This is a genomic window from Vagococcus lutrae (genome assembly GCF_023299185.1).
Taxonomy (GTDB): domain Bacteria; phylum Bacillota; class Bacilli; order Lactobacillales; family Vagococcaceae; genus Vagococcus_A; species Vagococcus_A lutrae.
In genome coordinates this window covers 370,042-393,579 of the sequence record NZ_CP097017.1, presented here as the reverse complement: position 1 = coordinate 393,579, position 23,538 = coordinate 370,042, and the positions used below count along the sequence as shown (strand labels likewise).

23 protein-coding genes and 1 other RNA gene are annotated in these 23,538 nt (G+C 38.5%); 19 read left to right on the top strand and 5 right to left on the bottom strand.

Going from position 1 to position 23,538, the window contains the following annotated elements; all coding sequences use genetic code 11:
• Window positions 1-5: 5 nt before the first annotated feature.
• Both M2919_RS01875 and recU read right to left on the bottom strand, forming a co-directional pair.
• Window positions 6-2,225 (bottom strand): PBP1A family penicillin-binding protein, encoded by a 2,220-nt coding sequence (locus tag M2919_RS01875; RefSeq protein WP_248849059.1) that lies wholly within the window; start codon window positions 2,223-2,225, stop codon window positions 6-8.
• 15 nt (window positions 2,226-2,240) lie between these two features.
• The gene (gene recU / locus M2919_RS01870; RefSeq protein WP_248849058.1) at window positions 2,241-2,834 is read right to left on the bottom strand and encodes a Holliday junction resolvase RecU; all 594 of its coding nucleotides are present in this window, start codon (window positions 2,832-2,834) and stop codon (window positions 2,241-2,243) included.
• 57 nt (window positions 2,835-2,891) lie between these two features.
• On the opposite strand from recU, the gene M2919_RS01865 reads away from it, so the two are divergent.
• From M2919_RS01865 to M2919_RS01845, 5 genes are all read left to right on the top strand, one after another.
• Complete coding sequence (locus tag M2919_RS01865) at window positions 2,892-3,443, top strand: SLOG family protein (protein WP_248849057.1); 552 nt, start codon at window positions 2,892-2,894, stop codon at window positions 3,441-3,443.
• A 98-nt stretch (window positions 3,444-3,541) separates the two neighbouring features.
• Window positions 3,542-3,904, top strand: a complete 363-nt coding sequence (gene gpsB, locus M2919_RS01860; protein WP_248849056.1) for a cell division regulator GpsB — start codon at window positions 3,542-3,544, stop codon at window positions 3,902-3,904.
• 18 nt (window positions 3,905-3,922) lie between these two features.
• An RNA gene (gene rnpB, locus M2919_RS01855) (RNase P RNA component class B) lies at window positions 3,923-4,296 on the top strand.
• 109 nt (window positions 4,297-4,405) lie between these two features.
• Complete coding sequence (locus tag M2919_RS01850) at window positions 4,406-5,557, top strand: THUMP domain-containing class I SAM-dependent RNA methyltransferase (RefSeq protein ID WP_376715811.1); 1,152 nt, start codon at window positions 4,406-4,408, stop codon at window positions 5,555-5,557.
• 13 nt (window positions 5,558-5,570) lie between these two features.
• On the top strand, window positions 5,571-7,067 hold the full coding sequence (locus tag M2919_RS01845; protein WP_248849461.1) for a carboxypeptidase M32: 1,497 nt from the start codon (window positions 5,571-5,573) through the stop codon (window positions 7,065-7,067).
• Between the two features lie 35 nt (window positions 7,068-7,102).
• Here M2919_RS01845 and M2919_RS01840 read toward each other — a convergent pair whose 3' ends face one another.
• Together M2919_RS01840 and M2919_RS01835 are read right to left on the bottom strand one after the other, a co-directional pair.
• Window positions 7,103-8,278, bottom strand: coding sequence for a dicarboxylate/amino acid:cation symporter (locus M2919_RS01840; RefSeq protein WP_248849054.1), 1,176 nt, complete (start codon window positions 8,276-8,278; stop codon window positions 7,103-7,105).
• Window positions 8,279-8,367: 89 nt separating this feature from the next.
• Window positions 8,368-8,763, bottom strand: coding sequence for a ribonuclease HI family protein (locus M2919_RS01835; protein ID WP_248849053.1), 396 nt, complete (start codon window positions 8,761-8,763; stop codon window positions 8,368-8,370).
• A 77-nt stretch (window positions 8,764-8,840) separates the two neighbouring features.
• Here M2919_RS01835 and M2919_RS01830 point away from each other — a divergent pair, with 77 nt between their 5' ends.
• Window positions 8,841-9,275: an EbsA family protein gene (locus M2919_RS01830; protein WP_248849052.1), complete on the top strand. Its 435-nt coding sequence runs from the start codon at window positions 8,841-8,843 to the stop codon at window positions 9,273-9,275.
• 14 nt (window positions 9,276-9,289) lie between these two features.
• Here the strand turns inward: M2919_RS01830 and M2919_RS01825 are convergent, their stop codons facing one another.
• Entirely contained in the window at window positions 9,290-9,511 is a 222-nt protein-coding gene (locus M2919_RS01825; RefSeq protein ID WP_248849051.1) for a cold-shock protein, read from the bottom strand.
• A 456-nt stretch (window positions 9,512-9,967) separates the two neighbouring features.
• Between M2919_RS01825 and M2919_RS01820 the strand changes: the two genes are divergently transcribed.
• The 13 genes from M2919_RS01820 (at window position 9,968) to pyrF (ending at window position 23,538) form a co-directional block, all read left to right on the top strand.
• Complete coding sequence (locus tag M2919_RS01820) at window positions 9,968-10,354, top strand: hypothetical protein (protein ID WP_126761179.1); 387 nt, start codon at window positions 9,968-9,970, stop codon at window positions 10,352-10,354.
• On the top strand, window positions 10,351-11,052 hold the full coding sequence (locus tag M2919_RS01815) for a CBS domain-containing protein (protein ID WP_126761177.1): 702 nt from the start codon (window positions 10,351-10,353) through the stop codon (window positions 11,050-11,052). Before M2919_RS01820 ends, M2919_RS01815 begins: the two co-directional genes overlap by 4 nt.
• Window positions 11,036-11,518: a signal peptidase II gene (gene lspA, locus M2919_RS01810; protein WP_248849050.1), complete on the top strand. Its 483-nt coding sequence runs from the start codon at window positions 11,036-11,038 to the stop codon at window positions 11,516-11,518. Before M2919_RS01815 ends, lspA begins: the two co-directional genes overlap by 17 nt.
• A gap of 3 nt (window positions 11,519-11,521) precedes the next feature.
• Window positions 11,522-12,424 (top strand): RluA family pseudouridine synthase, encoded by a 903-nt coding sequence (locus M2919_RS01805; RefSeq protein ID WP_248849049.1) that lies wholly within the window; start codon window positions 11,522-11,524, stop codon window positions 12,422-12,424.
• Window positions 12,425-12,633: 209 nt separating this feature from the next.
• Complete coding sequence (gene pyrR / locus M2919_RS01800; protein WP_168413889.1) at window positions 12,634-13,164, top strand: bifunctional pyr operon transcriptional regulator/uracil phosphoribosyltransferase PyrR; 531 nt, start codon at window positions 12,634-12,636, stop codon at window positions 13,162-13,164.
• A gap of 136 nt (window positions 13,165-13,300) precedes the next feature.
• On the top strand, window positions 13,301-14,593 hold the full coding sequence (locus tag M2919_RS01795) for a solute carrier family 23 protein (protein WP_248849048.1): 1,293 nt from the start codon (window positions 13,301-13,303) through the stop codon (window positions 14,591-14,593).
• 24 nt (window positions 14,594-14,617) lie between these two features.
• The gene (locus tag M2919_RS01790; protein WP_126761168.1) at window positions 14,618-15,544 is read left to right on the top strand and encodes an aspartate carbamoyltransferase catalytic subunit; all 927 of its coding nucleotides are present in this window, start codon (window positions 14,618-14,620) and stop codon (window positions 15,542-15,544) included.
• Window positions 15,545-15,547: 3 nt separating this feature from the next.
• Window positions 15,548-16,846, top strand: coding sequence for a dihydroorotase (locus tag M2919_RS01785; protein WP_248849047.1), 1,299 nt, complete (start codon window positions 15,548-15,550; stop codon window positions 16,844-16,846).
• Complete coding sequence (locus tag M2919_RS01780) at window positions 16,843-17,928, top strand: carbamoyl phosphate synthase small subunit (RefSeq protein WP_168413886.1); 1,086 nt, start codon at window positions 16,843-16,845, stop codon at window positions 17,926-17,928. Before M2919_RS01785 ends, M2919_RS01780 begins: the two co-directional genes overlap by 4 nt.
• Entirely contained in the window at window positions 17,921-21,100 is a 3,180-nt protein-coding gene (gene carB, locus M2919_RS01775) for a carbamoyl-phosphate synthase large subunit (protein ID WP_248849046.1), read from the top strand. The genes M2919_RS01780 and carB overlap by 8 nt, the downstream gene beginning before the upstream one ends.
• Before the next feature lie 20 nt (window positions 21,101-21,120).
• Window positions 21,121-21,909, top strand: coding sequence for a dihydroorotate dehydrogenase electron transfer subunit (locus tag M2919_RS01770; RefSeq protein ID WP_248849045.1), 789 nt, complete (start codon window positions 21,121-21,123; stop codon window positions 21,907-21,909).
• Window positions 21,906-22,823: a dihydroorotate dehydrogenase gene (locus tag M2919_RS01765; RefSeq protein ID WP_248849044.1), complete on the top strand. Its 918-nt coding sequence runs from the start codon at window positions 21,906-21,908 to the stop codon at window positions 22,821-22,823. The genes M2919_RS01770 and M2919_RS01765 overlap by 4 nt, the downstream gene beginning before the upstream one ends.
• A gap of 1 nt (window position 22,824) precedes the next feature.
• A complete protein-coding gene (pyrF, locus tag M2919_RS01760; protein WP_248849043.1) occupies window positions 22,825-23,538 on the top strand; it encodes an orotidine-5'-phosphate decarboxylase in 714 nt (237 codons plus the stop codon).

Below are 23,538 nucleotides of genomic sequence, written 5' to 3'. Positions count from 1 at the left end.
CTTTTTTAGTTATCCCGATTTGATTCAGTCGGTTTTTCTTCAGGCTTTTGTGTTGTCTGAGGCTGTGTTTGCTCAGTAGTCGGTGTTGTTTCGGTTGGTGCTTCAGTTTCAGTAGAAGTTTCAGGTGGTTCAGTGGCGGTGGTATCTGTTTCTTCTGACTGAGTTGTTTCTGTTTTGGATTCTTCTGTCGATGGTTTCGTTTTGGCAGTAGTTGGTGCTGGTTTCCAAGTCGTTTGATCTCTGACGTGGTCTTTTACATACAACTCGTTACCTATTTTAACGACACTATCTGGCATGACCCAATCTTTGGGTTCAGTATTTTCTGTTAGATATCCCATTAGATACTTATAAATAAGCATCGCAAGGTGTTGCTCTTGGTAAGGAATAGGACGATAAAAATCTTTATAACCCGTCCAAACTGAAATCACATAATCTGGATTATAACCGACGAAACTAATATTAGGCGCGCCAGTAGTATCACCTTTAATCTTATCCATGTCTTTTTCATCATAGTTAGACGTTCCTGTTTTACCTGCATGGAAAATGTAAGGAATATCTGCTTGTGCCCCAGTACCACGTTTTAGGACATCTTTCAACATATCTGTGACAATGTAAGCCGTTGAGTCTTTCATGACTTTTTTGCCTTTTTCTTTGAAGATTTCCTCTGTACCGTCTGGGTAGATGATTCGGTTAATATAGGAAGGTTTGTGATAGGTTCCTTCATTTGCTAATGCACCGTAAGCAGCCGCCATGCTTAACGAGTTTGTTTCTCCAAAAATAGCAGAGGAAGGATTTACGCCACCTGGATATTCCATATCAATACTTTCAAGAAATTCTGAAACTTTATCTAAACCAACTTCTTCGATTGTTTTTGCAGCAGGAACATTTCGCGAATCGACAAGGGCTTCACGAATAGTAATCGCTCCAAGATAACGACGATCGTAGTTATAGACATTCGTATTCGTATTAGGATACTTGTAAGGTTCATCTACAACGATTCTTGCACTTGAATAATTGAGAAATTCAACCGCAGGCGCATACACATTTATCGGTTTGACCGCAGAGGCAAAGTCACGTTTAGCTGACGTCGCTAAGTTTTCACCTAATTGAACGTCTTCAGGGACTTTACGTCCACCAATCTGAGCGATAACATCTCCCGTGTGAACATCTAAAATAGTAATTGCCGCTTGGAAATCGTCATTTGGGAATTGAATCTGTTCATCGCCATTGACTAGATTATATAAATATGATTGTGCATCTAAGTCAAGATTGGTATGAATTTCTAAGCCATCCGTATAAATATCTTTTTCAGATTTTTCTTTTGCTTCAGCAATCACTTCTTTAATATAGTTATCAATCATTCGATAGCTTTCCGACTGGTTTTCTAATGGTCGCAAGCCTTCTTCGATAGATTCATTAATTGCTGCTTGGTATTCTTCTTCATTAATGCGATTATCTCGCTTCATCTCACCAAGTACAATGTCCCGTCTTTTCTTAGCAAGGTCAGGATTGACGTAAGGGTCGTAGGTAGCAGGGGCTTGAGGTAATCCTGCTAACAGTGCCGTCTGAGCGAGTGTTAACTGGTCAAGGGATTTTCCAAAATAAATTTCAGACGCGGTTTCCATACCATATAAACCATTAGACATGTAAACCTTATTGATGTAATACGTTAAAATTTCATCTTTGGTTTTGCTACGCTCCAATTCAATTGCTAAAGAAGCTTCTTGTGCTTTTCTTTTTAATGTTTGATCTTCTTCTTTAGTTGAGAAGTAAGATAACTTGATAAGCTGCTGTGTTAACGTACTACCACCTTGTAATGAATCAGATGTTAAGTTTGAAATAGCAGCACCTACAATTCGAATTGGGTCAACGCCAATATGTTTCTCGAAGCGTTTATCTTCGATGGACATGATTGCTTCTTTTAATTGAAAAGGAACTTGTTCAGGCGCAACTGTTTCTCGTTTTTTTTCACCTACTTCATAAATAAGTTGGTCATTTCGATCATAAACTTTTGAAGATAGCGTGTCTTCTAGTTTTGCAACATCAAGCTCAGGAGCCCCTTTTGCATAGAAGATAAAGAGACCCACTCCTGATAAAAAGGCGATAGAAACAACTAAAAAAAGAATGAGGAGAATTCTACCAATCCATTTCTTTTTATTTTGTTTGGGTTTCTTTTTATTTTTTCTTTTTTGTCCTTGTGTGTAAGAACGCGTCTTTTCTGACATAATGATTAAACTCCTTTAAATGTATTGGTCGACAGCTTTTAAGTAGTCTAACCTTGGTTGGTACGACAAAGCAATTTCAGTGCCTTTTACTTCTATCTCTTTAAGAGGAATAGATTTACGACCGTTATTGATTTGTGAGTCCCAAAAGTCAAACAAAACTTCTCCCGGTAAGAAAAAGTAACGGTTTAATGTAGAGAAACTAATTAAAACAAACGTTATTCCTTGTTGCTTATGACAGGCTTTCATATGCTGAATCTGATGCTCATGAAAGTTGCTAAGAGGAAATGATGTTTTATTCTTTGTTTCTTTGGCTTCAAAATCTAAATATCTTCCTTTGTATATACCGTTAAAATCAGTCGTTGACGGCTGTTTGAAGTAGGCCTCTTTAATTATCGCCGCACTTCGTTTTGGATAGTCGACATTTACAATTTGAACGGGAGTGGGTTTTTTATGAATGACCGCAATCTCGCGCGTTAAATAGTAGGTATTAGAATCATTGATTAATGACTCTAACTGTTGACCACGATTTCCATGTTGAATCGGTTGCCTTAGTCGTTGATTCCCTTTATGATGGTGTTGAAGGCGACCGTTAGGATACTTTATTGTCATAACTCTCACTCCTAGCATGTATTATAGCAAAAATCAATTTAGAATGGAAAGGTTAGTGTGGTAGCATTGATAAAAAGATTGTGGTTATCAGGTTATCGTTCTTATGAACTCGGTGTTTTTAAGAAAGATGATCCGAAAGAAAAAGTTATCAAACACGTGTTAAAAGAACGTTTAATCCACTTAATCGAAAATGGAACAGAGTGGATTATTACTTCTGGCAACTTAGGTGTTGAGCTTTGGGGATTAGAAATAGCAGAAGAATTAAAGAAACTTTATCCAGAACTCAAAACAAGTTTGCTTTTTCCATTTGACGAATTTGGTAGTCAGTGGAATGAAACGAATCAATTAGCCTTAAGCACGGCAAAAAGCAAAGCGGATTTTGTAGACAGTGTTTCACATCAACCATACCTTTCGCCAAGTCAATTAAAGAATCATACGCAATTTCTAATAACGCATACAGACGGGGCATTATTTGTCTATGACCCTGAATTTGAAGGAAAATTATCCTATGCTTATCATGATATACAGCAAACACAAGAAACAAGTCCATATTTTTTAGAACTCATTTCTATGTTTGATTTACAAGATGCAGCTGAAAATAACATATAAGAGGTAATTGTTTTGTTTTATCGGTAATTCTGGTAGAATCAACTTGGTGAAATATGTTATAATGATTGATGAACATGAATATGAGTGAGGTGTGGGATATGGCAAACTATAATTATATGGCAAGAGATATATTGCAAAAAGAATTTAAAACAAAAATGCGTGGCTATGATCCAGTAGAAGTGGATGAGTTTTTAGATGGGATTATTAAAGACTATGAAACGTTTAATCGTGAGTTATTAGAGTTAAGAGAAGAGAATCATCGATTAGTTGCGAAAGTAGATCAATTAACTAAGAGTACAGAGTCTTTGACAAGAATGCGTCAAGAAACGCCTAAGACTGTCAATACAGCAACAAACTTTGACATCTTAAAACGTCTATCAAATTTAGAAAAAGAAGTGTTTGGTAATCGCTTAGTCGAGAGTGATGATCAAGATACATTAGATGAAACAAAACAGTTTTAATCAAAAAATGATTTGGTAGTTTTCGGGTAATTACGGTTAGCTTGACTAGCTGAGGAAAGTCCATGCTCTCACAAGCTGAGAGTGCTTGTAGTGTTCGTGCTTAGCGAAAAAATAAGCTAAGGCAGATGTGTTTCACATTTGACGGCAGTTAAAACAGCTAAGGCTCTAGGGCTATGCTGGAGTAGACTTGAAAGTGCCACAGAGACGAAGCAATATTAGAAATAATATTGGTGGAACGGGTAAACCCCACGAGAGAGCAACCCAAACATAAGGTAGGGGCACTTTTTTCTAGGAAATGAACGAAGAAAAGAGGCAGTCGTAAGATTGCAGACAGATTATTACCGTTACTTTTTGATCCTGAGAGAAAGTAATACAGAACATGGCTTATAGAAAACTACCCTTATCAGGAATGAACCTTCCGTTTTAAAAAATGGAAGGCTTTTTTTTACAAAAGTTGATGAGTGAAATCAGAGTGATGCTGATATGAGAAAGGAATCCAACATGAAACAATTTAAATTAATGGCGACAGCAGCAAGTGGTATGGAAGCACTTGTAGGACAGGAATTACGAGATTTAGGAATAGAGTGTCAAGTCGAAAATGGACGCGCAATTTTTTATGGCGATATGACGACAATTGCTACCGCTAATATTTGGCTACGCACAGCTGACCGAGTAAAAATTATTGTAGGCGAATTTGATGCTTATACGTTCGAAGAGTTATTTGAAAAAACGAAAGCATTGCCTTGGGAAACACTATTACCGATGGATGCACAATTTCCAGTTGCTGGTAAATCAATTAAATCAAAATTATACAGTGTCTCTGATTGTCAAGCCATTACTAAAAAAGCGATTGTCAATCGTTTAAGCGAATACTATCATCGCTATGGTCGTTTACCTGAAACAGGGGCGTTGTATCAATTAGAAGTCGCTTTACTAAAAGACAAAGTGACCATTACTCTTGATACTACTGGCCCAAGTTTGTTCAAGCGTGGTTATCGTTTAGATAAGGGCGGTGCCCCTTTAAAAGAAAATATGGCAGCAGCGTTAGTGAAACTAACAAATTGGCGAAAAGACCGTCCGTTCTATGATCCGGTTTGTGGTTCAGGAACCATTTGTATTGAAGCCGCATTAATTGGGCATAATATTGCTCCAGGTTTTAATCGAGATTTTGCTTGTGAAGAGTGGTCATGGTTTGATCCCGAGATTTTTGATAAAGTACGAGCCGAAGCAGATGAACAGGCCGACTATGATATTGAACTTGATATATTAGGTACGGACATTGACGCACGAATGATAGAAATTGCGAAAAAAAATGCAGCAGAAGCGGGACTTTCTGATAGTATTCAATTTAAACAAATGCAATTAAAAGATTTTACGACTGAAAAAGAATATGGCGTGATTGTGGCCAATCCACCTTATGGCGAGCGTTTGGGTGAAGAAGAAGCCGTACGTCGTTTGTATAAAGAAATGGGCGACGTCTATCGACCATTAGATACATGGAGTAAGTATATCTTGACTAGTGATTTACAGTTTGAAGAATTTTATGGCGCAAAAGCGACTAAAAAAAGAAAACTGTATAATGGCTCTTTAAGAACTGATTTATTCCAATATTGGGGTAAACGCCCACCAAGACCAAAACGGAATGAGGAGTAATAATATGACACATATGACAGAAAAAGCCTTTCTTGAGCATTTAAAGGAAATGTCTCTTATTTCGCAAACATTAGGATTATTAGAATGGGATGTTCAAACCGGTATGCCAGAAGCATCAGCGGAACATCGTTCGGAAGTTGTCAGTTATATGAGTGGCAAGCACTTCGATTTAGCGAATGGGGAAAAGATGACATCATTCATCGACTATTTTTCTGAGAATTTAGTGGAACTTTCGCCTTTTGCTCAAGAGGTATTTGCGGATGTAAAAGAGAGTTATGAGCTGAATAACAATGTACCTCAAGACCGAATTATTGCTTACAGTAAAGCATTGTCAAAAGCTCATCAATCTTGGGTACAGGCAAGAGATGCGAAAGATTTTGCTATCTTTCTACCAGCGTTAGAAGAATTAGTAGCATTTAATAAAGAGTTTATTCCTTATCGTCAAAAGAACCAACGCACAGACTATGATGTATTACTTGATTTATATGAGCCTGACATGACAGTAGCGAAGTTAGATGATATTTTTGAAACCTTAAAAGAGGGCATTATTTCTCTTAGAAAAGAAATTGCCGAAAAAGGAACGCCTCCTGAAACAAACTTTATACATCGCTATGTTAGTAAAGAAGCGCAAAAAGAGTTTGTCTTAGAAGTTATTGAACAATTAGGATACGACCTATCTCGTGGTCGTTTAGATGATACCATTCATCCATTTATGCTAGGTATCAATCGACAAGATGCCCGTATCACAACGCGTTGGAATGAACATGACTTTTTAATGGCGACATTAGGAGTCATTCATGAAGCGGGACACGGTATGTACGAGCAAAATATTGATGAAAAATATGATCATACACCGTTATCACGTGGAACGTCTATGGGAATTCATGAATCACAGTCATTATTTAATGAAATCATTGTAGGGAGTAGTCGGGCTTTTTGGCAACGTCAGTACCCACGTTTACAAGCAATAACTGGTGATACCTTTGCTGATATAGATTTTGAAACATTTTATCGTGGGATTAAACAAAGCAAATCGAGCTTGATTCGTATTGAAGCAGATGCTTTAACCTACCCACTGCATATTATCATCCGTTATGAAATCGAGAAAATGATTTTTAATGAGGAGATTAATCTTGCTGATTTACCACAAATCTGGAACGATAAATATGAAGAATATTTAGGCATTCGCCCCGAAAATGATTTGGAGGGGATTTTACAAGATGTTCACTGGGCTGGCGGTAGTTTTGGTTATTTCCCTTCCTATGCATTAGGCTTTATGTATGCAGCACAGCTTTATCATGCGATGAATCAGCAATTTGATGTTGAAGCAGTCTTGGCATCAGAGGACTATTCACGTATTATTGAGTGGAATAAGAAACATATTCATCAATTCGGTGCTTCTAAAAAACCTAATGAATTAATTTTAAATGCGACAGGTGAGGCACTCAATCCAACCTATTTAATCGATTACATGCGAAAAATATTTTTTGACGTGTATCAAGTACAATAAAAAAAGCCGATGAGTTTGCTCATCGGCTTTTTAGCCTAAACTAATTTCTTTTTGGAAGTTCGATTAGCAATCGCATCGACAATAGTTGCAATCGCTCCATCTCCAGTAACATTACATGCCGTACCAAAGCTATCCTGTGCAAGATATAAGGCAATGATTAATGATATCATGGCTGCATCAAAACCAAGAATTGATGCGAGAGGGCCTGTTGCAGCCATAACTGCACCACCAGGAACGCCTGGAGCAGCAATCATAATAATTCCTAAAACGAGAATAAAAGGTAACATCTCGCCAAAGTTTGGTAAGTGGTCTTTCATAAATAAAATGGCCATAGAACAGCTGACTAATGTAATGGTGCTGCCAGCTAAGTGAATATTAGCGCATAAGGGAATAACAAAGTCGACAATTCGCTCAGAGATCCCCGCTTTTTTTGCTTGTTGTAAAGTAACAGGTATAGTGGCAGCCGATGATTGTGTCCCGACAGCTGTAAAATATGCTGGCGCCATTGTTTTTAATAGAAAGAACGGATTTTTCTTATTCATTGATCCTGCAACTGAGTATAAGAAAATCAGATAAATGATATGTAAAATTATAATCATTAAAAAGACTTTCGCAAAAATGCTTAAAATTGTCTGAACTTGTCCGGCATACGTCATATTGGCGAAGATACCGAAAATATGGAATGGCAACAAAGGAATAATTGCTTTTTGCAACGTCCATACAACTATTGATTGAAATTCATCGAATACTTGAAATAATTGATTACTTTTTAAAGTACTTAGACCTAATCCTATCATAAATGAAAGCACTAAAGCAGTCATCACATCCATAATCGGTGGAATTTCTATAGTTAGTAAACTTTTGACAAGTCCTTCGCTTGGGTCACTAATATTTTTCATCATAGTTAAATGAAGCATTTTGGGATAAAGCAACCGTGCTACTGAAAATGCAAAAATGCCAGCAATAATACTTGATAGATAAGCGGTTAAGGTTGTCACCCCGAGAAGTTTGCCCGCATCTTGTGATAGAGAGCCAATCCCAGGGACAATAAAACCAATAATAATCAACGGAACAATAAATGATAAGAAACTTCCAAAGATCTGGTTAAATGTCGCACTAAGTTGAATAACTACCAGGGGGGCAAAGGTTCCTGTCATCACCCCTAAAATAACGGCGATAACAATTTTCAATAATAATGGTATTTTTTTCATAAAACATCCTCCTGGTTTCTCATTAGATTATTATGATTATATCATTATATTTTAATTTGTAAAGAGGGAATGAAAAAAATAATGTAAATTCATTTTTTATTCAAGGCTTGTCGAGCCAAGTTATCAGCGCCTTTATTTTGCTTTTCGGGAATCCATTGCAAAATAAAGAGATGACAGTGGTCTATCATATGATTGATACGTTGTAAATACGGTGCAAAATGTTGATTTTTAGTATGACCTCGCTCAATCACTTGACTGACTACTTTACTATCTGTGAACATAAAAATCGTTTGATTTTCCCATTGACGATTTAAGACATATTCCAACGCCCATTCAACCGCTCTAAACTCTGCTTCGTGGTTGCTCGTATCAGAAATAGGAATAGCATGTTGCTCGTATAGATTATGATCGCCAATCAGGACGATTCCAATACCACTAGGACCTGGATTGCCTTTTGTGGCTGCATCAACATAGATTTTTAACATAATTTACTCCTTTTTGCGTGTCAGTCTAATGTCGCTATGTTAAGATATAATAGAATGAGAAAAGGTGAGGAAGACGCGTGAATAAGAAAAACAGCACAGTTAAAATATACTGGCAGCCAGAATGGGCGACGAGTATTGTCTATTGGTCTTATACGATATTATTAGGTTGTTTAGCGCTGATTATTCAATTAGAATTAATTCGAGTAAATATCTATACCATTCTATTAGGAACAGCTAGTCTGATTTCTTTTGTAGTAGGAACTCAGCGTTATTTGATTGTCACTGAAAAAATTATTAAAAAAGTGCCATTGTTAAAGAAAAATACTCAAATTATTGAAATTTATCATATCAAAAGCATCGATATTTTAAACTTTTCAGTTACTATTACTCAACATGATGGCGCGAAGATGACCATGCTAATGTTAAAGAAACAGCAAGTAAAACTTATAGAAGCATTATCGGACAACAATAATTTTCAAGGTATTATAATAAATAGAAAAGACATGGGATGAGTCCCATGTCTTTTTTAAAGACTTTCAGAATCTATATCTAATATTTCTACATTTGTCGCTTGCTCACCACGTCGACCTTCAACAATATCGAAAGAAACGGGCTGGTTTTCTTTTAACGTTCTAAAACCATCACCTAAGATTCCTGTAAAATGAACAAAAACGTCCTCATCTTCGTGATAAGTAATGAATCCGTATCCTTTTTTGGCATCGAACCATTTCACTCTACCTTTTATCATTTTACATTCCTCCAATTAAAAGTATCGTACCTTTTCATTATAGAAGTAATTTCGAGAAAGGTCAATGATGAAACCTAATAGTAGCGCAACATTATCGAGTTTATGACATCTATGTTACAGACAGAATAAATTATATTACAAAGTCTAACAACTTGTTAACAACATCTCATTTTTTGCTATAATGATGGTGTTGAATACGTGTACAGGATGTGATAATGGTGCAGTCATGGAGAGTGTGGAGTTATAAATTAGGGTATGTTTGCGGTAAGTTTGTTTCGTTTTATCCCTCACAAATCAAAAAAACATGGGTTAAAATGACTGAGAAAACGACCGTTGTCACACGAAAATAAAAAATAGGGCTTACACGCCAAGTAGATTATCAATTTCTACTTGGCTTTTTTTGCTTTTAACGTTATGATAATAACGATACATGATATTGTAAGAAAAGGTGATAATATGAAAATAAATTTAAAACGAAAAGCAGGTTATATGGGGATAGGTTCTGCGATTAACGTATTAAAAAACAATCAAAAAATTGCTACGATTTCACCAGAAGAAACGATAGAAGTCGACGTTGAATCAGGGGACAAATTACAAGTAGTTTATGGTATTTTAAAAAGTGAAGTCTTTGATGTCACAGAAGAACATCAAGATCGTACTTTTGATGTTCATATGAATCCTGTCGTCTTTAATTTTTATGTGACTTACTTTACCTTGATTTTTATTATTCCGTTACTATTTAAATCATGGGTATTCGCAATAGCTTTAGTAGCCTTTTATGGCGTTTTCATTTGGTTAATGGGTAAGAAATTCTACATTATGGAAGAAGTGGCTGAAAAGTGACCTTAGCTTCAGATGAGTTCTTAGCTAGTTTTAATCGTATTGAAAAATGGTTACAAAAAGAATTACCTGGAGATGAACGCTTTGGTTTTTCAGAGTTAGTGCGAAGAGCAAGTAAGCAAAAGATTAGCGTTATTGAAGAGTATGAAGATGATTTATTGCAGATTGCACAATTACGAAATGCTATTATTCATGATCGTATTTCACCAGATTTTGTGATAGCCGAGCCAAATGAATGGGTGCTCAACCGTCTCATCGAAATTGAAAAACGCTTAACGCATCCAGAGATGGTTTTACCTCGTTACGAGAAGTATGTAACAGGATTTGAAGAAGATATACCGCTGACTGAGCTACTAAAAATTGTCGCGCAACATGGTTACTCACAATTCCCTATTTATCGTAAAGGGACATTTTTAGGCTTGATTACGGCGCATGGACTAGGTATTTGGATGGCAAAGCAACATAAAAATGATTGTTTACAAATCGGCGGTTTACACGCGAAAGATGTTTTGATTAGCGACCGTCGTAGTCAAAATTTTCGCTTTGCTTCTGCTACGACATTTGTATATGAAGTGACGCGTTGGTTTCATACAAATCCTTCTTTAGAGGCAGTTCTTATCACACGTGATGGTAAGCCTAATGGTAATTTATTGGGTATCATTCGTCCAAAAGATGTTTTTCAAAATGAATGGAGAAATTGAGGAAGCATATATGTGGTTTTTATTAATTATCGCAATCGTTATAGGGTTAGACCAGTGGTTAAAGTTTTGGGTAACAGAACATATTGGCTACGGTGAAACGCTATTTGACAATAATCCCATTTTGTCACTAACAAACATTCACAACGAAGGCGCAGCCTGGAGTATATTAGAAGGGAAAATGTGGTTCTTTTATCTCGTCACTTTTTTAACTGTTGGAGCGACATCGTTTATCTTAATTAAATATCGCTCTGAGTCTAAATGGCTAACGATTGGCCTTAGTTTAATTATTGGTGGCGCATTAGGGAACTTTATTGATCGTTTACGTTTAAATTATGTTGTGGATATGTTTCAAACAAATTTCATGAATTTTCCAATATTTAATATTGCAGACGTCGCTTTAACGATTGGCGTTATCTGTGTTTTTATTTATATTATGTTAGATGACGCATTAGAAATGGTAGGATAAAAAATGTTAGAACAATTAGAATTAATCATTAGTGATGAAAAGGGACGTCTTGATAAGGTGTTAGCGGATACGTATAGTGATTATTCCCGCTCACAAATCCAACAATGGTTGAAAGCGGGATATGTGACAGTAAACGATATGCCTGTTGCGGCTCGTTATAAGGTTGCTACCGGAGATAAAATTGTCATCTCAAGACCTTCACCAGAAAAGTTAACAGTTGAACCTGAAAATATTCCGCTAGACATCGTGTACGAAGATGACGATTTACTTGTCGTGAATAAACCACAAGGAATGGTTGTTCATCCGTCAAAGGGTCATGCTTCTGGTACCTTAGTAAACGCGCTTCTTTATCATTCGCGAGATATTGCTAGTATAAACGATGTCGTCCGTCCGGGGATTGTTCATCGGATTGACAAAGATACGTCAGGATTGTTAATGGTGGCGAAAAATGATGTGACGTTAAGAGGGCTACAACAACAATTACAAGCACATACTGTCAAGCGAGAGTATATTGCCTTGGCTCATGGTGTCATTGTCCACGAGCGAGGTAAGATTGATGCTCCTATCGGTCGAGATCCACACAATCGCGTCACTCAAACCGTCATTGAGTCTGGAAAGCCTGCCGTCACACATTTTCAAGTAATGGAGCGGTACCAAGACTATACATTGTGTCGCTGTCGTTTAGAAACAGGACGGACACATCAGATACGTGTGCATATGGCGTATATTGAACATCCTATTGCAGGTGATCCTGTATATGGACCTAACGTCACTTTAGAAGGAGCAGGACAGTATTTACATGCTGCGACACTAGGATTTACTCATCCGAGAACGAATGAAACACTCTATTTTGAAGCTCCTTTACCAACATATTTTGAATCAGCTTTAAAAAACTTAGCAAAATAGTTTGCAATTTAGATGAAAAACAGGTATGATAATTTTAATCAAATAGAAATCCTTTAAAGTGGTCCTGTGAGGCTAACAAGGAAAGACACGACACGATTAGTTTGTACCTTAGAGATACTCTAAGTATGCACTATTCTCAATGTTTAAACGTCCATCCTACTTCACAGCGAAGTAGGATTTTTTTATTATAAAGATTAGGGGGAAATGAGATGGCAAAGAAAGTGGTAGACGAGATGACGATGACACGCGCGTTAACACGTATCACGTATGAAATTATTGAAAGAAATAAAGGCATCGATGACATCGTGTTAGTGGGCATTAAAACACGAGGAATATTTTTAGCTAATCGAATAGCTGATCGTTTGGAACAGCTAGAAGGAAAGAAAATCCCAGTTGGTGAGTTAGATATTACGTTATATCGAGATGATAAGCCAGGAAAATCAGATAGAGATGCCCAAGTGAACGGGACTAATATTCCTGTTGATATTCAAGGAAAACAAGTCATCTTAGTAGATGATGTTTTGTTTACGGGTAGAACGATTCGTGCCGCACTAGATGCGCTTATGGATATCGGTCGCCCTGAAAAAATATCGGTCGCTGTTTTAGTCGATCGAGGCCACCGTGAATTACCAATTCGTGCGGATTTTGTTGGAAAAAATATTCCAACATCCCTAGATGAAGAAATTATTGTTAAGATGAAAGAAATTGACGGAGAAGATGGTGTAACCATCGCGAAATAAATTTGAATAGCTTGCTTTTTAATTGAGTACAGAGAGACGCAAAAAAGCGACCATTAACTTACTGACAGGATGAGTAGGTTTAATTTGAGCAGTCTCTATTGATAGAGGCTGCTTTTTTATTATGAAGGAGGACATTATGAAAACAACACAATCATTTAGAAACCCAGATGCTGTATTGGATATACAAGATAAACCGAAAGCGAGTCAGTGGTTATTACTTAGCTTTCAGCACTTATTTACCATGTTCGGTGCGACTGTTTTAGTGCCAATTTTAGTCGGAATCGATCCAAGTGTTGCTCTATTTAGTTCAGGTATTGGAACAATGGTTTATATTATCGCGACTGGGGCAAAAATCCCTGCTTATCTTGGCAGCAGTTTTGCCTTTATACCAGCAATGACGTTACTTTTAAAAGACCCCGATGCTGGCTACGCTGCAGTAGCGCAAGGTGCTATAACGACGGGACTTGTCTATATCATCGTAGCGATGATTATAAAGCGACATGGAGCAGATTGGATAGAAAAGTTATTACCTCCCATTGTCGTTGGGCCTGTTATTATGGTTATCGGTCTAGGTCTAGCTGCTAATGCAGCCAATAATGCGATGTTTGATATCAATGGTGATTACAGTCCAAAATATATCATGGTCGCATTAATAACATTGGGACTTACCATTATTTTTAATATGTTTTTAAAAGGATTTCTAGGATTAATTCCGATACTACTAGGTATCGTCAGTGGCTACTTTGTTGCACTAGGTTTTGGCATAGTAGATTTGAGTATTATCAAAAATGCCGCATGGATACAAGCACCTGATTTTCATTTTATCTTATTAGAGGGAAGCAAAGGGATTCAGTGGAGCGCGATCTTAATGATGGCACCGATTGCGTTTGTGACAATGACAGAACATATGGGGCATATCACCGTCTTAAATCGTTTAACAAAACGTGATTTTTTCCAAAACCCTGGTTTACATCGCACGCTACTTGGTGATGGGCTTGCTCAAATCACGGCTGGTTTAGTGGGTGGACCACCTGTGACAAGCTACGGAGAAAACATTGGTGTACTAGCAATCACTAGAATTCATAGTATCTTTGTTATTGGAGGAGCAGCCGTCTTAGCTATGATTTTAAGTTTTGTTGGTAAGGTTAGTGCAGTCATCCATAGTATTCCAAGTCCAGTTATATCAGGTATTAGCTTTATCTTGTTTGGCGTCATTGCTTCTAGTGGATTAAAAATTTTGATTGAACAAAAAATTGATTTTGATAAAAAACGCAACCTTATTATTGCTTCAGTTATTTTAGTAGTAGGAATTGGCGGGTTGATTTTTAAAGTAGGAACTTTTGAATTACAAGGAATGGCACTTGCAACATTATTTGGGATTATTTTAAATCTAATTTTACCGGAAGAAGCAGCGAGCGAAAAAGAATAAAGAATCAGAGAGGATGACATCATTGTGATTATCAATCGAGAACAAGTAAGTTTAAAACATTTATTAACTGTGGAAGCACTTAACAATCAGGAAGTATTAGGTTTGATTCGTCGTGCGCAACAGTTTAAACAAGGTGTGGCTTCACCTAAATTGAAACGCGATTATTATGCCGCAAACTTATTTTTTGAAAATAGTACGCGAACGCATAAAAGTTTCGACATGGCTGAGCGCAAGATGGGATTAAATGTGATTGAATTTGACACGTCTACAAGCTCAGTTAATAAAGGTGAATCCCTCTATGATACGGTTTTAACAATGTCAGCGATTGGGGTCGATGTGTGTGTGATTCGTCATTCAGAAGAAAACTACTATCATCAATTAATGGAAAGTAAAACCATTCGATGTAGTTTAATCAACGGAGGCGATGGAAGTGGGCAGCATCCAACACAGTGTTTGTTAGACTTGATGACGATTTATGAAGAGTTTGGTCGTTTTAAAGGACTTAATGTCGCGATAGTCGGCGATATTACGCACTCGCGCGTGGCAAAATCAAATATGCAAATGCTTAAGCGATTAGGAGCTAATGTCTTCTTCTCTGGTCCTGATGAATGGTACGACGCACAATATGAAGCATTTGGAACATTTATGGCATTGGATGAGTTAGTGCCTAACATGGATGTCATCATGCTCTTGCGTGTACAGCATGAACGGCATGACGGGACCGAGTTATTTGATAAGGAAGCTTATCACCAAGCGTACGGTTTAACAGAGGAGCGAGCAAGTCATATGGCAAAACATGCGATTATCATGCATCCAGCTCCTGTCAATCGAGATGTTGAATTAGCGGATAGTTTAGTTGAATCGTTATCTTCGCGGATCGTCATGCAAATGACGAACGGCGTATTTATGAGAATGGCAATATTAGAAGCAATCTTAGAAGGGAAGGCTTAAGACATGGCAATTTTATTGAAAAACGGCTTTTGTTTAAATGGACATAATGAATGGGTGGCAACTGATTTACTAATAGAAGATGGAAAAATTAGAGCGAAGGGACTAGCACTTGAAGATGTTAGAATTAACGGAAATCTAGAAATTATTGATTGTGCTGATAAGTTAATTGCTCCTGGGTTTGTCGACGTTCACGTCCATTTTCGTGAACCAGGTTTCACGCATAAAGAAACCATACAGACGGGAAGTGTTGCTGCCGCTCGTGGAGGCTTTACTACAGTCTGTGCGATGCCTAATCTTGATCCCGTCCCAGATAATGTTTCGGACTTTTTAGATATTGAGCAACGTATTGAAAAAGATGCTGTTATCGACGTTCGCCAGTATGCTCCAATTACCAAAAGCCTAAGAAGTGAAACGTTAGTGGATATGGCCGCTTTAAAAGAAGCTGGTGCTTTTGCCTTCACGAATGATGGTGTGGGAGTTCAAACAGCTGGCACGATGTATCTAGCAATGAAGAAAGCGAAAGAGTTAGAGATGAGTATTGTCGCACATACAGAGGATGAATCACTTCTCTTTGGTGGATGTATGCATCACGGTGCTCAATCGGAAAAGCTTGGTCTGCCTGGCATTTTAAGCGCAACAGAATCATCTCAAATCGCCCGTGATTGTTTACTTGCGGAAGAAACTGGCGTTCATTATCATGTTTGTCATGTTTCAACCAAAGAAAGTGTTCGAGTCATACGAGATGCTAAACGAGCAGGGGTCAATGTAACAGCAGAAGTCTGTCCACATCATTTGATTTTAACAGACGCTGCCATTACATCGGATAATAGTCAGTTTAAAATGAACCCACCTTTACGTGCGGAAGAAGACCGGTTAGCTTTAATTGAAGGTCTACTCGATGGAACAATCGACTGTTTAGCGACTGACCATGCGCCACATCATGCTGATGAAAAAGCTCTTTCCATGACAGAAGCGCCTTTTGGAATTGTCGGAAGTGAAACGGCATTTGCCTTGATGAATCATCACTTTGTAAAAACTGGGATTTTCACATTGCAACAAGTGATTGATTGGCTGACATACAAACCAGCTCGATTATTTAAGCTACCAGTGGGAACGCTAAATATTGGTGCACGTGCAGATATTACTGTGTTAGATGTTGAAAAACAATATGAAATTAACGAACAGGACTTTGCTTCTAAGTCACATAATACGCCATTTTTAAATCAAACGGTGACGGGACAAGTTCTATACACTTTCTCAAACGGTCAAAAAGTTTGGGATGAACAGGAGGAACGGTCATGAAACGATTTTTACTATTAGAAGATGGAACGGTTTTAGAAGGCAAAGCGTTTGGTTCTCTTAAACCTACAACAGGTGAATTAGTTTTTACGACGTGTATGACAGGCTATCAAGAAACGATTACCGACCAAAGTTTTAACGGTCAGATTGTTGTCTTTACATACCCTTTGATTGGTAATGTAGGAATTAATCGAGATGATTCTGAATCGATTCAACCAAGTTGTAAAGGGGTCGTAGTGAATGAATTAGCTCGTCGACCATCTAACTGGCGTCATCATCTTTCACTGGATGATTTTCTTAAGCAACGAGGAATTCCTGGGATTGCTGAAATTGATACACGCGCATTAACTAAACGTATTCGTGCGAACGGTACTTTAAAAGCGACGTTTATCAATGAAGGAGTCGACCTAGAACATGCGTTAGATCAATTAAGAGCGACTGTTTTACCAACACAGACCGTTGCTGAAGTTTCAACGAAAACTGCTTATCCAAGTCCGGGAACAGGTAAAAAAATTGTCGTAATGGATTTCGGTTTAAAACACAGCATACTTAGAGAATTAAACAAACGTCAATGTGATATTACTGTCGTACCTTATCATACATCAGCCGAGGAAATTGCTAGCATGAGTCCAGACGGCATATTATTAAGTAATGGACCGGGAAATCCGGCTGCTTTACCCACTGTTTTACCGGTTATTCAAACATTACAGCAACGCTTTCCAATGTTTGGTATCTGTCTAGGACACCAACTACTTTGTTTAGCTAATGGCGCAAAAACAGAACCTTTATCATTTGGTCATCGTGGTGGTAATCATCCTGTTAGAGAAATTGCTACAGGTGATGTTCGTTTTACTTCTCAAAATCATCAATATGTTGTAGCGAAAGATAGTTTAAGAGAGACACCACTATTATTAACCTATGAACATCTTAATGACGGAAGTGTCGAAGGGGTAAAACATCAAGAGTTACCAGTATTCAGTGTACAGTTTCATCCAGACGCTGCACCAGGTCCACACGATACTCTCACGATATTCGACGATTTTATGAGTTTGATTGAAAGTTGGAAGGAGCAAACAAATGCCTAAAAGAAATGACATCAAGAAAATATTAGTAATTGGCTCTGGCCCAATCGTTATCGGACAAGCAGCAGAATTTGACTATGCTGGAACGCAAGCCTGTCTATCGTTAAAAGAAGAAGGGTATGAAGTTGTTCTTATTAATTCAAATCCTGCAACGATTATGACCGACAAAGAAATCGCTGACCGAGTTTATATTGAACCAATCACGCTAGAATTTGTTTCAGCTATTATTCGCAAGGAGCGTCCCGATGCGCTTCTACCAACACTTGGTGGACAAACTGGTTTAAACATGGCCATGGCCTTATCAAAAGCAGGGGTTTTAGAACAATATGATGTAGAATTGCTTGGAACAAAACTATCGGCGATTGATCAAGCAGAAGATCGCGACCTTTTTAAACAACTTATGGAAGAATTGGGACAGCCGATACCAGAAAGTACGATTGTAACGACAGTCGAAGAAGCGTTAGCATTTGCTAGTGAAATCGGCTATCCACTCATCGTACGACCAGCATTTACTCTGGGAGGAACAGGTGGTGGAATGTGCGACGATGAAGAGAGCTTAATTGCTATTACGAAGAATGGCTTAAAACTGTCGCCAGCCACTCAGTGCCTCATCGAAAAAAGTATCGCAGGTTATAAAGAGATTGAATACGAAGTCATGCGCGATGCAGCTGACAATGCGATTGTGGTTTGTAATATGGAAAATTTTGATCCTGTCGGTATTCACACAGGCGATTCCATTGTTTTTGCACCAAGTCAAACTTTAACGGACGTCGAGCATCAACTGCTCCGTGACGCGTCATTAAAAATCATCCGTGCCTTAGAAATTGAAGGTGGCTGTAATGTACAATTAGCTTTAGATCCTAACAGTTTTAACTACTATGTCATTGAAGTTAACCCAAGAGTGAGTCGTTCTTCAGCCCTAGCTAGTAAAGCAACAGGCTATCCAATTGCCAAACTAGCAGCAAAAATCGCTGTTGGATTGACATTGGATGAAATCAAGAATCCCGTTACTCAAACGACATACGCCGCTTTTGAACCCACATTAGACTATGTTGTCAGTAAAATACCACGTTGGCCTTTTGATAAATTTGATAAAGGGGAACGTCGTTTAGGAACACAAATGAAAGCGACTGGCGAAGTAATGGCGATGGGACGAACGTTAGAAGAATCTCTTTTAAAAGCAGTGCGTTCATTAGAAATTGGCATGAAGCATCTCGATCTTCCAGAAGCACAAGAAGCGAGTGACGATGACTTAATTATAAAAATGATTAAACCGCAAGATGACCGTCTTTTCTACTTGGTTGAGGCGCTAAAGCGTGGCTATACAATTGAAGAGTTAAATCAATTAACTAAGATCGACTTATACTTTTTAGATGTCTTAGCGCATATTATTGAAATAGAAGAAGAACTAAAGGTTAAGCCTTTTGATAGTAGTGTATTAAAGAAAGCAAAACGCTACGGCTTAACTGATGAAATTATTGCCCAAATGTGGGAAACGGATGAACAGGTCATTCGCGACTTGCGAAAAAAAGAAAACGTCTTACCAACCTATAAAATGGTTGATACATGTGCGGGAGAATTTGATTCGGCAACTCCTTACTTTTATAGTACGTATTCACAGGAACAAGAAAGTACGCGTTCTGAACGACCATCCATCTTAGTTTTAGGTTCTGGACCGATAAGGATTGGACAGGGAGTCGAATTTGACTACGCAACGGTTCACTCCGTTAAAGCGATACAATCACTTGGTTATGAAGCAATTATTATGAATAGCAATCCGGAAACTGTATCGACGGACTTTTCTATCTCCGATAAACTTTACTTTGAACCTTTAACGTTTGAAGATGTCATGAATGTCATTGAATTGGAACAGCCTGAAGGGGTCATCGTGCAATTTGGTGGTCAAACAGCGATTAATCTGGCAGAACCGTTACATCGAGCTGGTGTAAAAATTATGGGAACGAGTATTGAAGATTTAGACCGAGCAGAAAATCGTGATTTATTTGAACAAGCCTTACAAGCATTAAACATTCCACAACCATTAGGTAGTACGGCAATGAAGACGGAAACGGCGCTTGAGATAGCGGAAAAAATTGGTTATCCCGTATTAGTTCGGCCAAGTTATGTATTAGGTGGTCGAGCGATGGAAATTGTCGATAATGAGGAAGATTTACGGGCTTATATGATAGACGCTTTTAAAGCCTCACCAGATCATCCTATCCTTATTGATCGATATATTACCGGACTAGAGTGTGAAGTTGATGCCATTTGTGACGGAAAGACGGTGTTAATCCCTGGTATTATGGAACATGTGGAACGAGCAGGTGTTCACTCAGGAGATTCTATGGCGGTCTATCCACCGCAAAGACTCTCAGAAAAAGTTGTCGCTAAGATTGAAACGTATACTGAAAAATTAGCATTAGGACTAAACTGTTTAGGAATGATGAACATCCAATTTGTCATAGACGGAGAAGAGGTTTATGTCATTGAAGTTAACCCTCGAGCGAGTCGAACGGTACCTTTCTTAAGTAAAGTGACCGATATTCCAATGGCTCAAATTGCCACTCGAGCAATTTTGGGCGAGCGCTTAATCGATATGGGGTATCAAACTGGATTGTATCCGAATCAGGAATTTGTTTCTGTTAAAGCACCTGTCTTTTCGTTTGAAAAGTTACAAGCGGTCGATAGTTATTTAGGACCTGAAATGAAATCTACTGGAGAAGTAATGGGAACAGATCGCACATTAGAAAAAGCATTGTATAAAGCATTTGAAGCGAGTGGTATGCATTTACCTGAGACAGGTGCCGTATTAATGACCATTGCCGATGAAACGAAAGCTGAGGCTTTAGAAATAGCCAAAGAATTTGACGCAATTGGTTATGAACTCTATGCCACAGCCGGCACAAGTCGCTTTTTAACTGAGCATGGCTTACGTACGACCGTAGTAGCTAGGATTAGTCAAGAAGCGGAAGAGACCGTTGTCGACGTCATTCGAACTGGAAAAGTCCAGGTCGTTGTCAATACAATGGATAAAAAAAGAACAGGCGCATCAGACGGCTTTATGATTCGACGAACAGCAGTTGAAAACGGTGTTCCTTTGCTGACATCTTTAGATACAGCCAAAGCCATTTTGAGTGTGATGGTATCACAACGCATGAGTGTTCAAGCATTATAATCAGTAAGGAGATAAACGAGATGAAACAAGAATTGATGAAAGTCGTATCACAACGTTTAATTGCTCATAATATATATGAAATGGTAATGACAGGTGAATTAGTTAAAGAAATGAACACGCCCGGACAATTTTTACATTGTTTAGCTCCAAGAGCCGATTTACTGTTGAGACGTCCTATTAGTATCGCTGATATTAATCATCAAGAGCAAACTTGTACGATTATTTATCGAGCAGACGGTGACGGTACACGCGCGATGAGCACTTTAGTCGCAGACGATACGATTGATATTATGGGACCACTTGGTAAAGGTTTTCCGGTTGAGGATATTAGTGAACGAGAAGAAATTCTGATTGTAGGTGGTGGAATCGGGGTTCCGCCTTTACATGAAGTTGCTAAACAAGCTTATTTAAGAGGCGCTAAGGTCACCAGTTTACTCGGATTTGCAACAGAAAAAGTAGTGTACTATGAAGAAGCATTTCGTCAATTCGGAGACACCCTTATTGTAACAGATGACGGTTCTTACGGATTTAATGGTCATGTTGGACAATTACTCGCCAAACATTTGGAAGAAAATCCGACCGAATACAGTGCTATATACGCTTGCGGTGCCAAAGGGATGTTAAAACTGATTTCAGACTCGTTTGGTTATCATCCGCGTGCCTATGTTTCTATGGAAGAACGAATGGCTTGCGGTATGGGAGCTTGTTACGCTTGTAATTGTCAAGTGAAGCAAGCGGATGGGTCTGTTACAACGAAAAAAGTTTGTGATCAAGGACCTGTTTTTAAAGCAGGGGAGGTGGTATTATGAACCGACTAAAAGTAGAATTACCGGGACTCTCTCTTAAAAATCCGATTATGCCAGCTAGTGGTTGTTTTGGATTTGGCGAAGAATATGCCAAATACTACGATATCAGTCAGTTAGGTGCCATTATGGTCAAAGCGGCTACTCTGGAACCACGAGCAGGAAATCCGACTCCGCGTGTAGCAGAAACACCAAGCGGTATGTTGAACGCTATTGGCTTACAAAATCCGGGGCTTGATGTGATTATGAATGAAAAATTACCTGCGATAGAACAATATGATGTGCCGATTATTGCAAATGTCGCAGGTTATACGACGGAAGATTACGTTGAAGTATGTCGTCGCATTGGCGATGCGCCAAACGTCAAAGCGATTGAATTAAATATTTCCTGTCCGAATGTAAAATGTGGCGGGATTACGTTTGGAACAGATGCACAAGTAGCTGGAGAGTTAACGAAAGCAGTTAAGGCGGTCGCAAAGGTACCCGTCTATGTGAAATTGTCTCCGAACGTTACCGACATTGTGCCGATTGCAAAAGCAGTAGAAGAGGCTGGTGCTGACGGAATAACAATGATTAATACGCTCTTAGGAATGAGAATAGATTTAAAATCACGTCAACCTGTTTTAGCCAATCAAACGGGGGGATTGTCAGGACCAGGTATTAAACCTGTAGCGATTCGGTTAATCCACCAAGTCTCTCATGCAGTTTCTATTCCAATTATTGGAATGGGGGGCGTTATGACAGTCGATGACGTACTTGAGATGTTCCTTGCAGGAGCAAGCGCTGTCGCTGTGGGGACAGCAAATTTTACAGACCCTTATATCTGTCCGAAGTTAATCGATGCTTTACCTCAGAGAATGGACGAGTTAGGCATTGAAAGCATTGAACAATTAATTGCTGAAGTTAAGGAGGCACGTTAATATGCACAGACCGATAATCGCCCTTGATTTTCCTAACCAAAAAGAAGTCCTGAGATTTCTTAGTCAATTTCCTGATGACCTATCACTCTTTGTAAAAGTCGGTATGGAGTTGTTTTACCAAGAAGGGCCGTCAATTGTTCACTTGTTAAAAGAAAAAGGGCACGATGTCTTTTTAGATTTAAAATTACATGACATTCCCAATACAGTTCAGTCTGCTATGAAAGGAATCGCAAAGTTAGGTGTGACGATGACGAACGTTCATGCGGCAGGAGGAGTCGCTATGATGGAAGCGGCTTTAGCAGGACTCCATGCCGGTTCGCAGTCAAAACAAAAAGTACCGATTTTGCTGGCGGTTACTCAATTAACCTCAACTAGCGAAGAAATGATGCAAGCTGATCAGGGAATAAAGATGTCTCTAAATGAGAGTGTGTTACATTATGCGACGCAGGTGAAAAAAAGCGGATTAGATGGCGTCGTTTGTTCTGCGTTAGAAGTTGAGATGTTAAAAAATCATATAGGGGAATCATTTGTTTGCTTGACACCGGGTATACGTCCGACTGACAGTCAACAAGGCGACCAAAAACGCGTTGTTACCCCTAAACAGGCTAGACGTATCGGTTCAGATTATATCGTGGTAGGCCGTCCTATCACACAGGCGGCAGATCCGTATGCTGCTTATCAACGCATCACAGAAGAATGGAGTGGAGTGAAATAA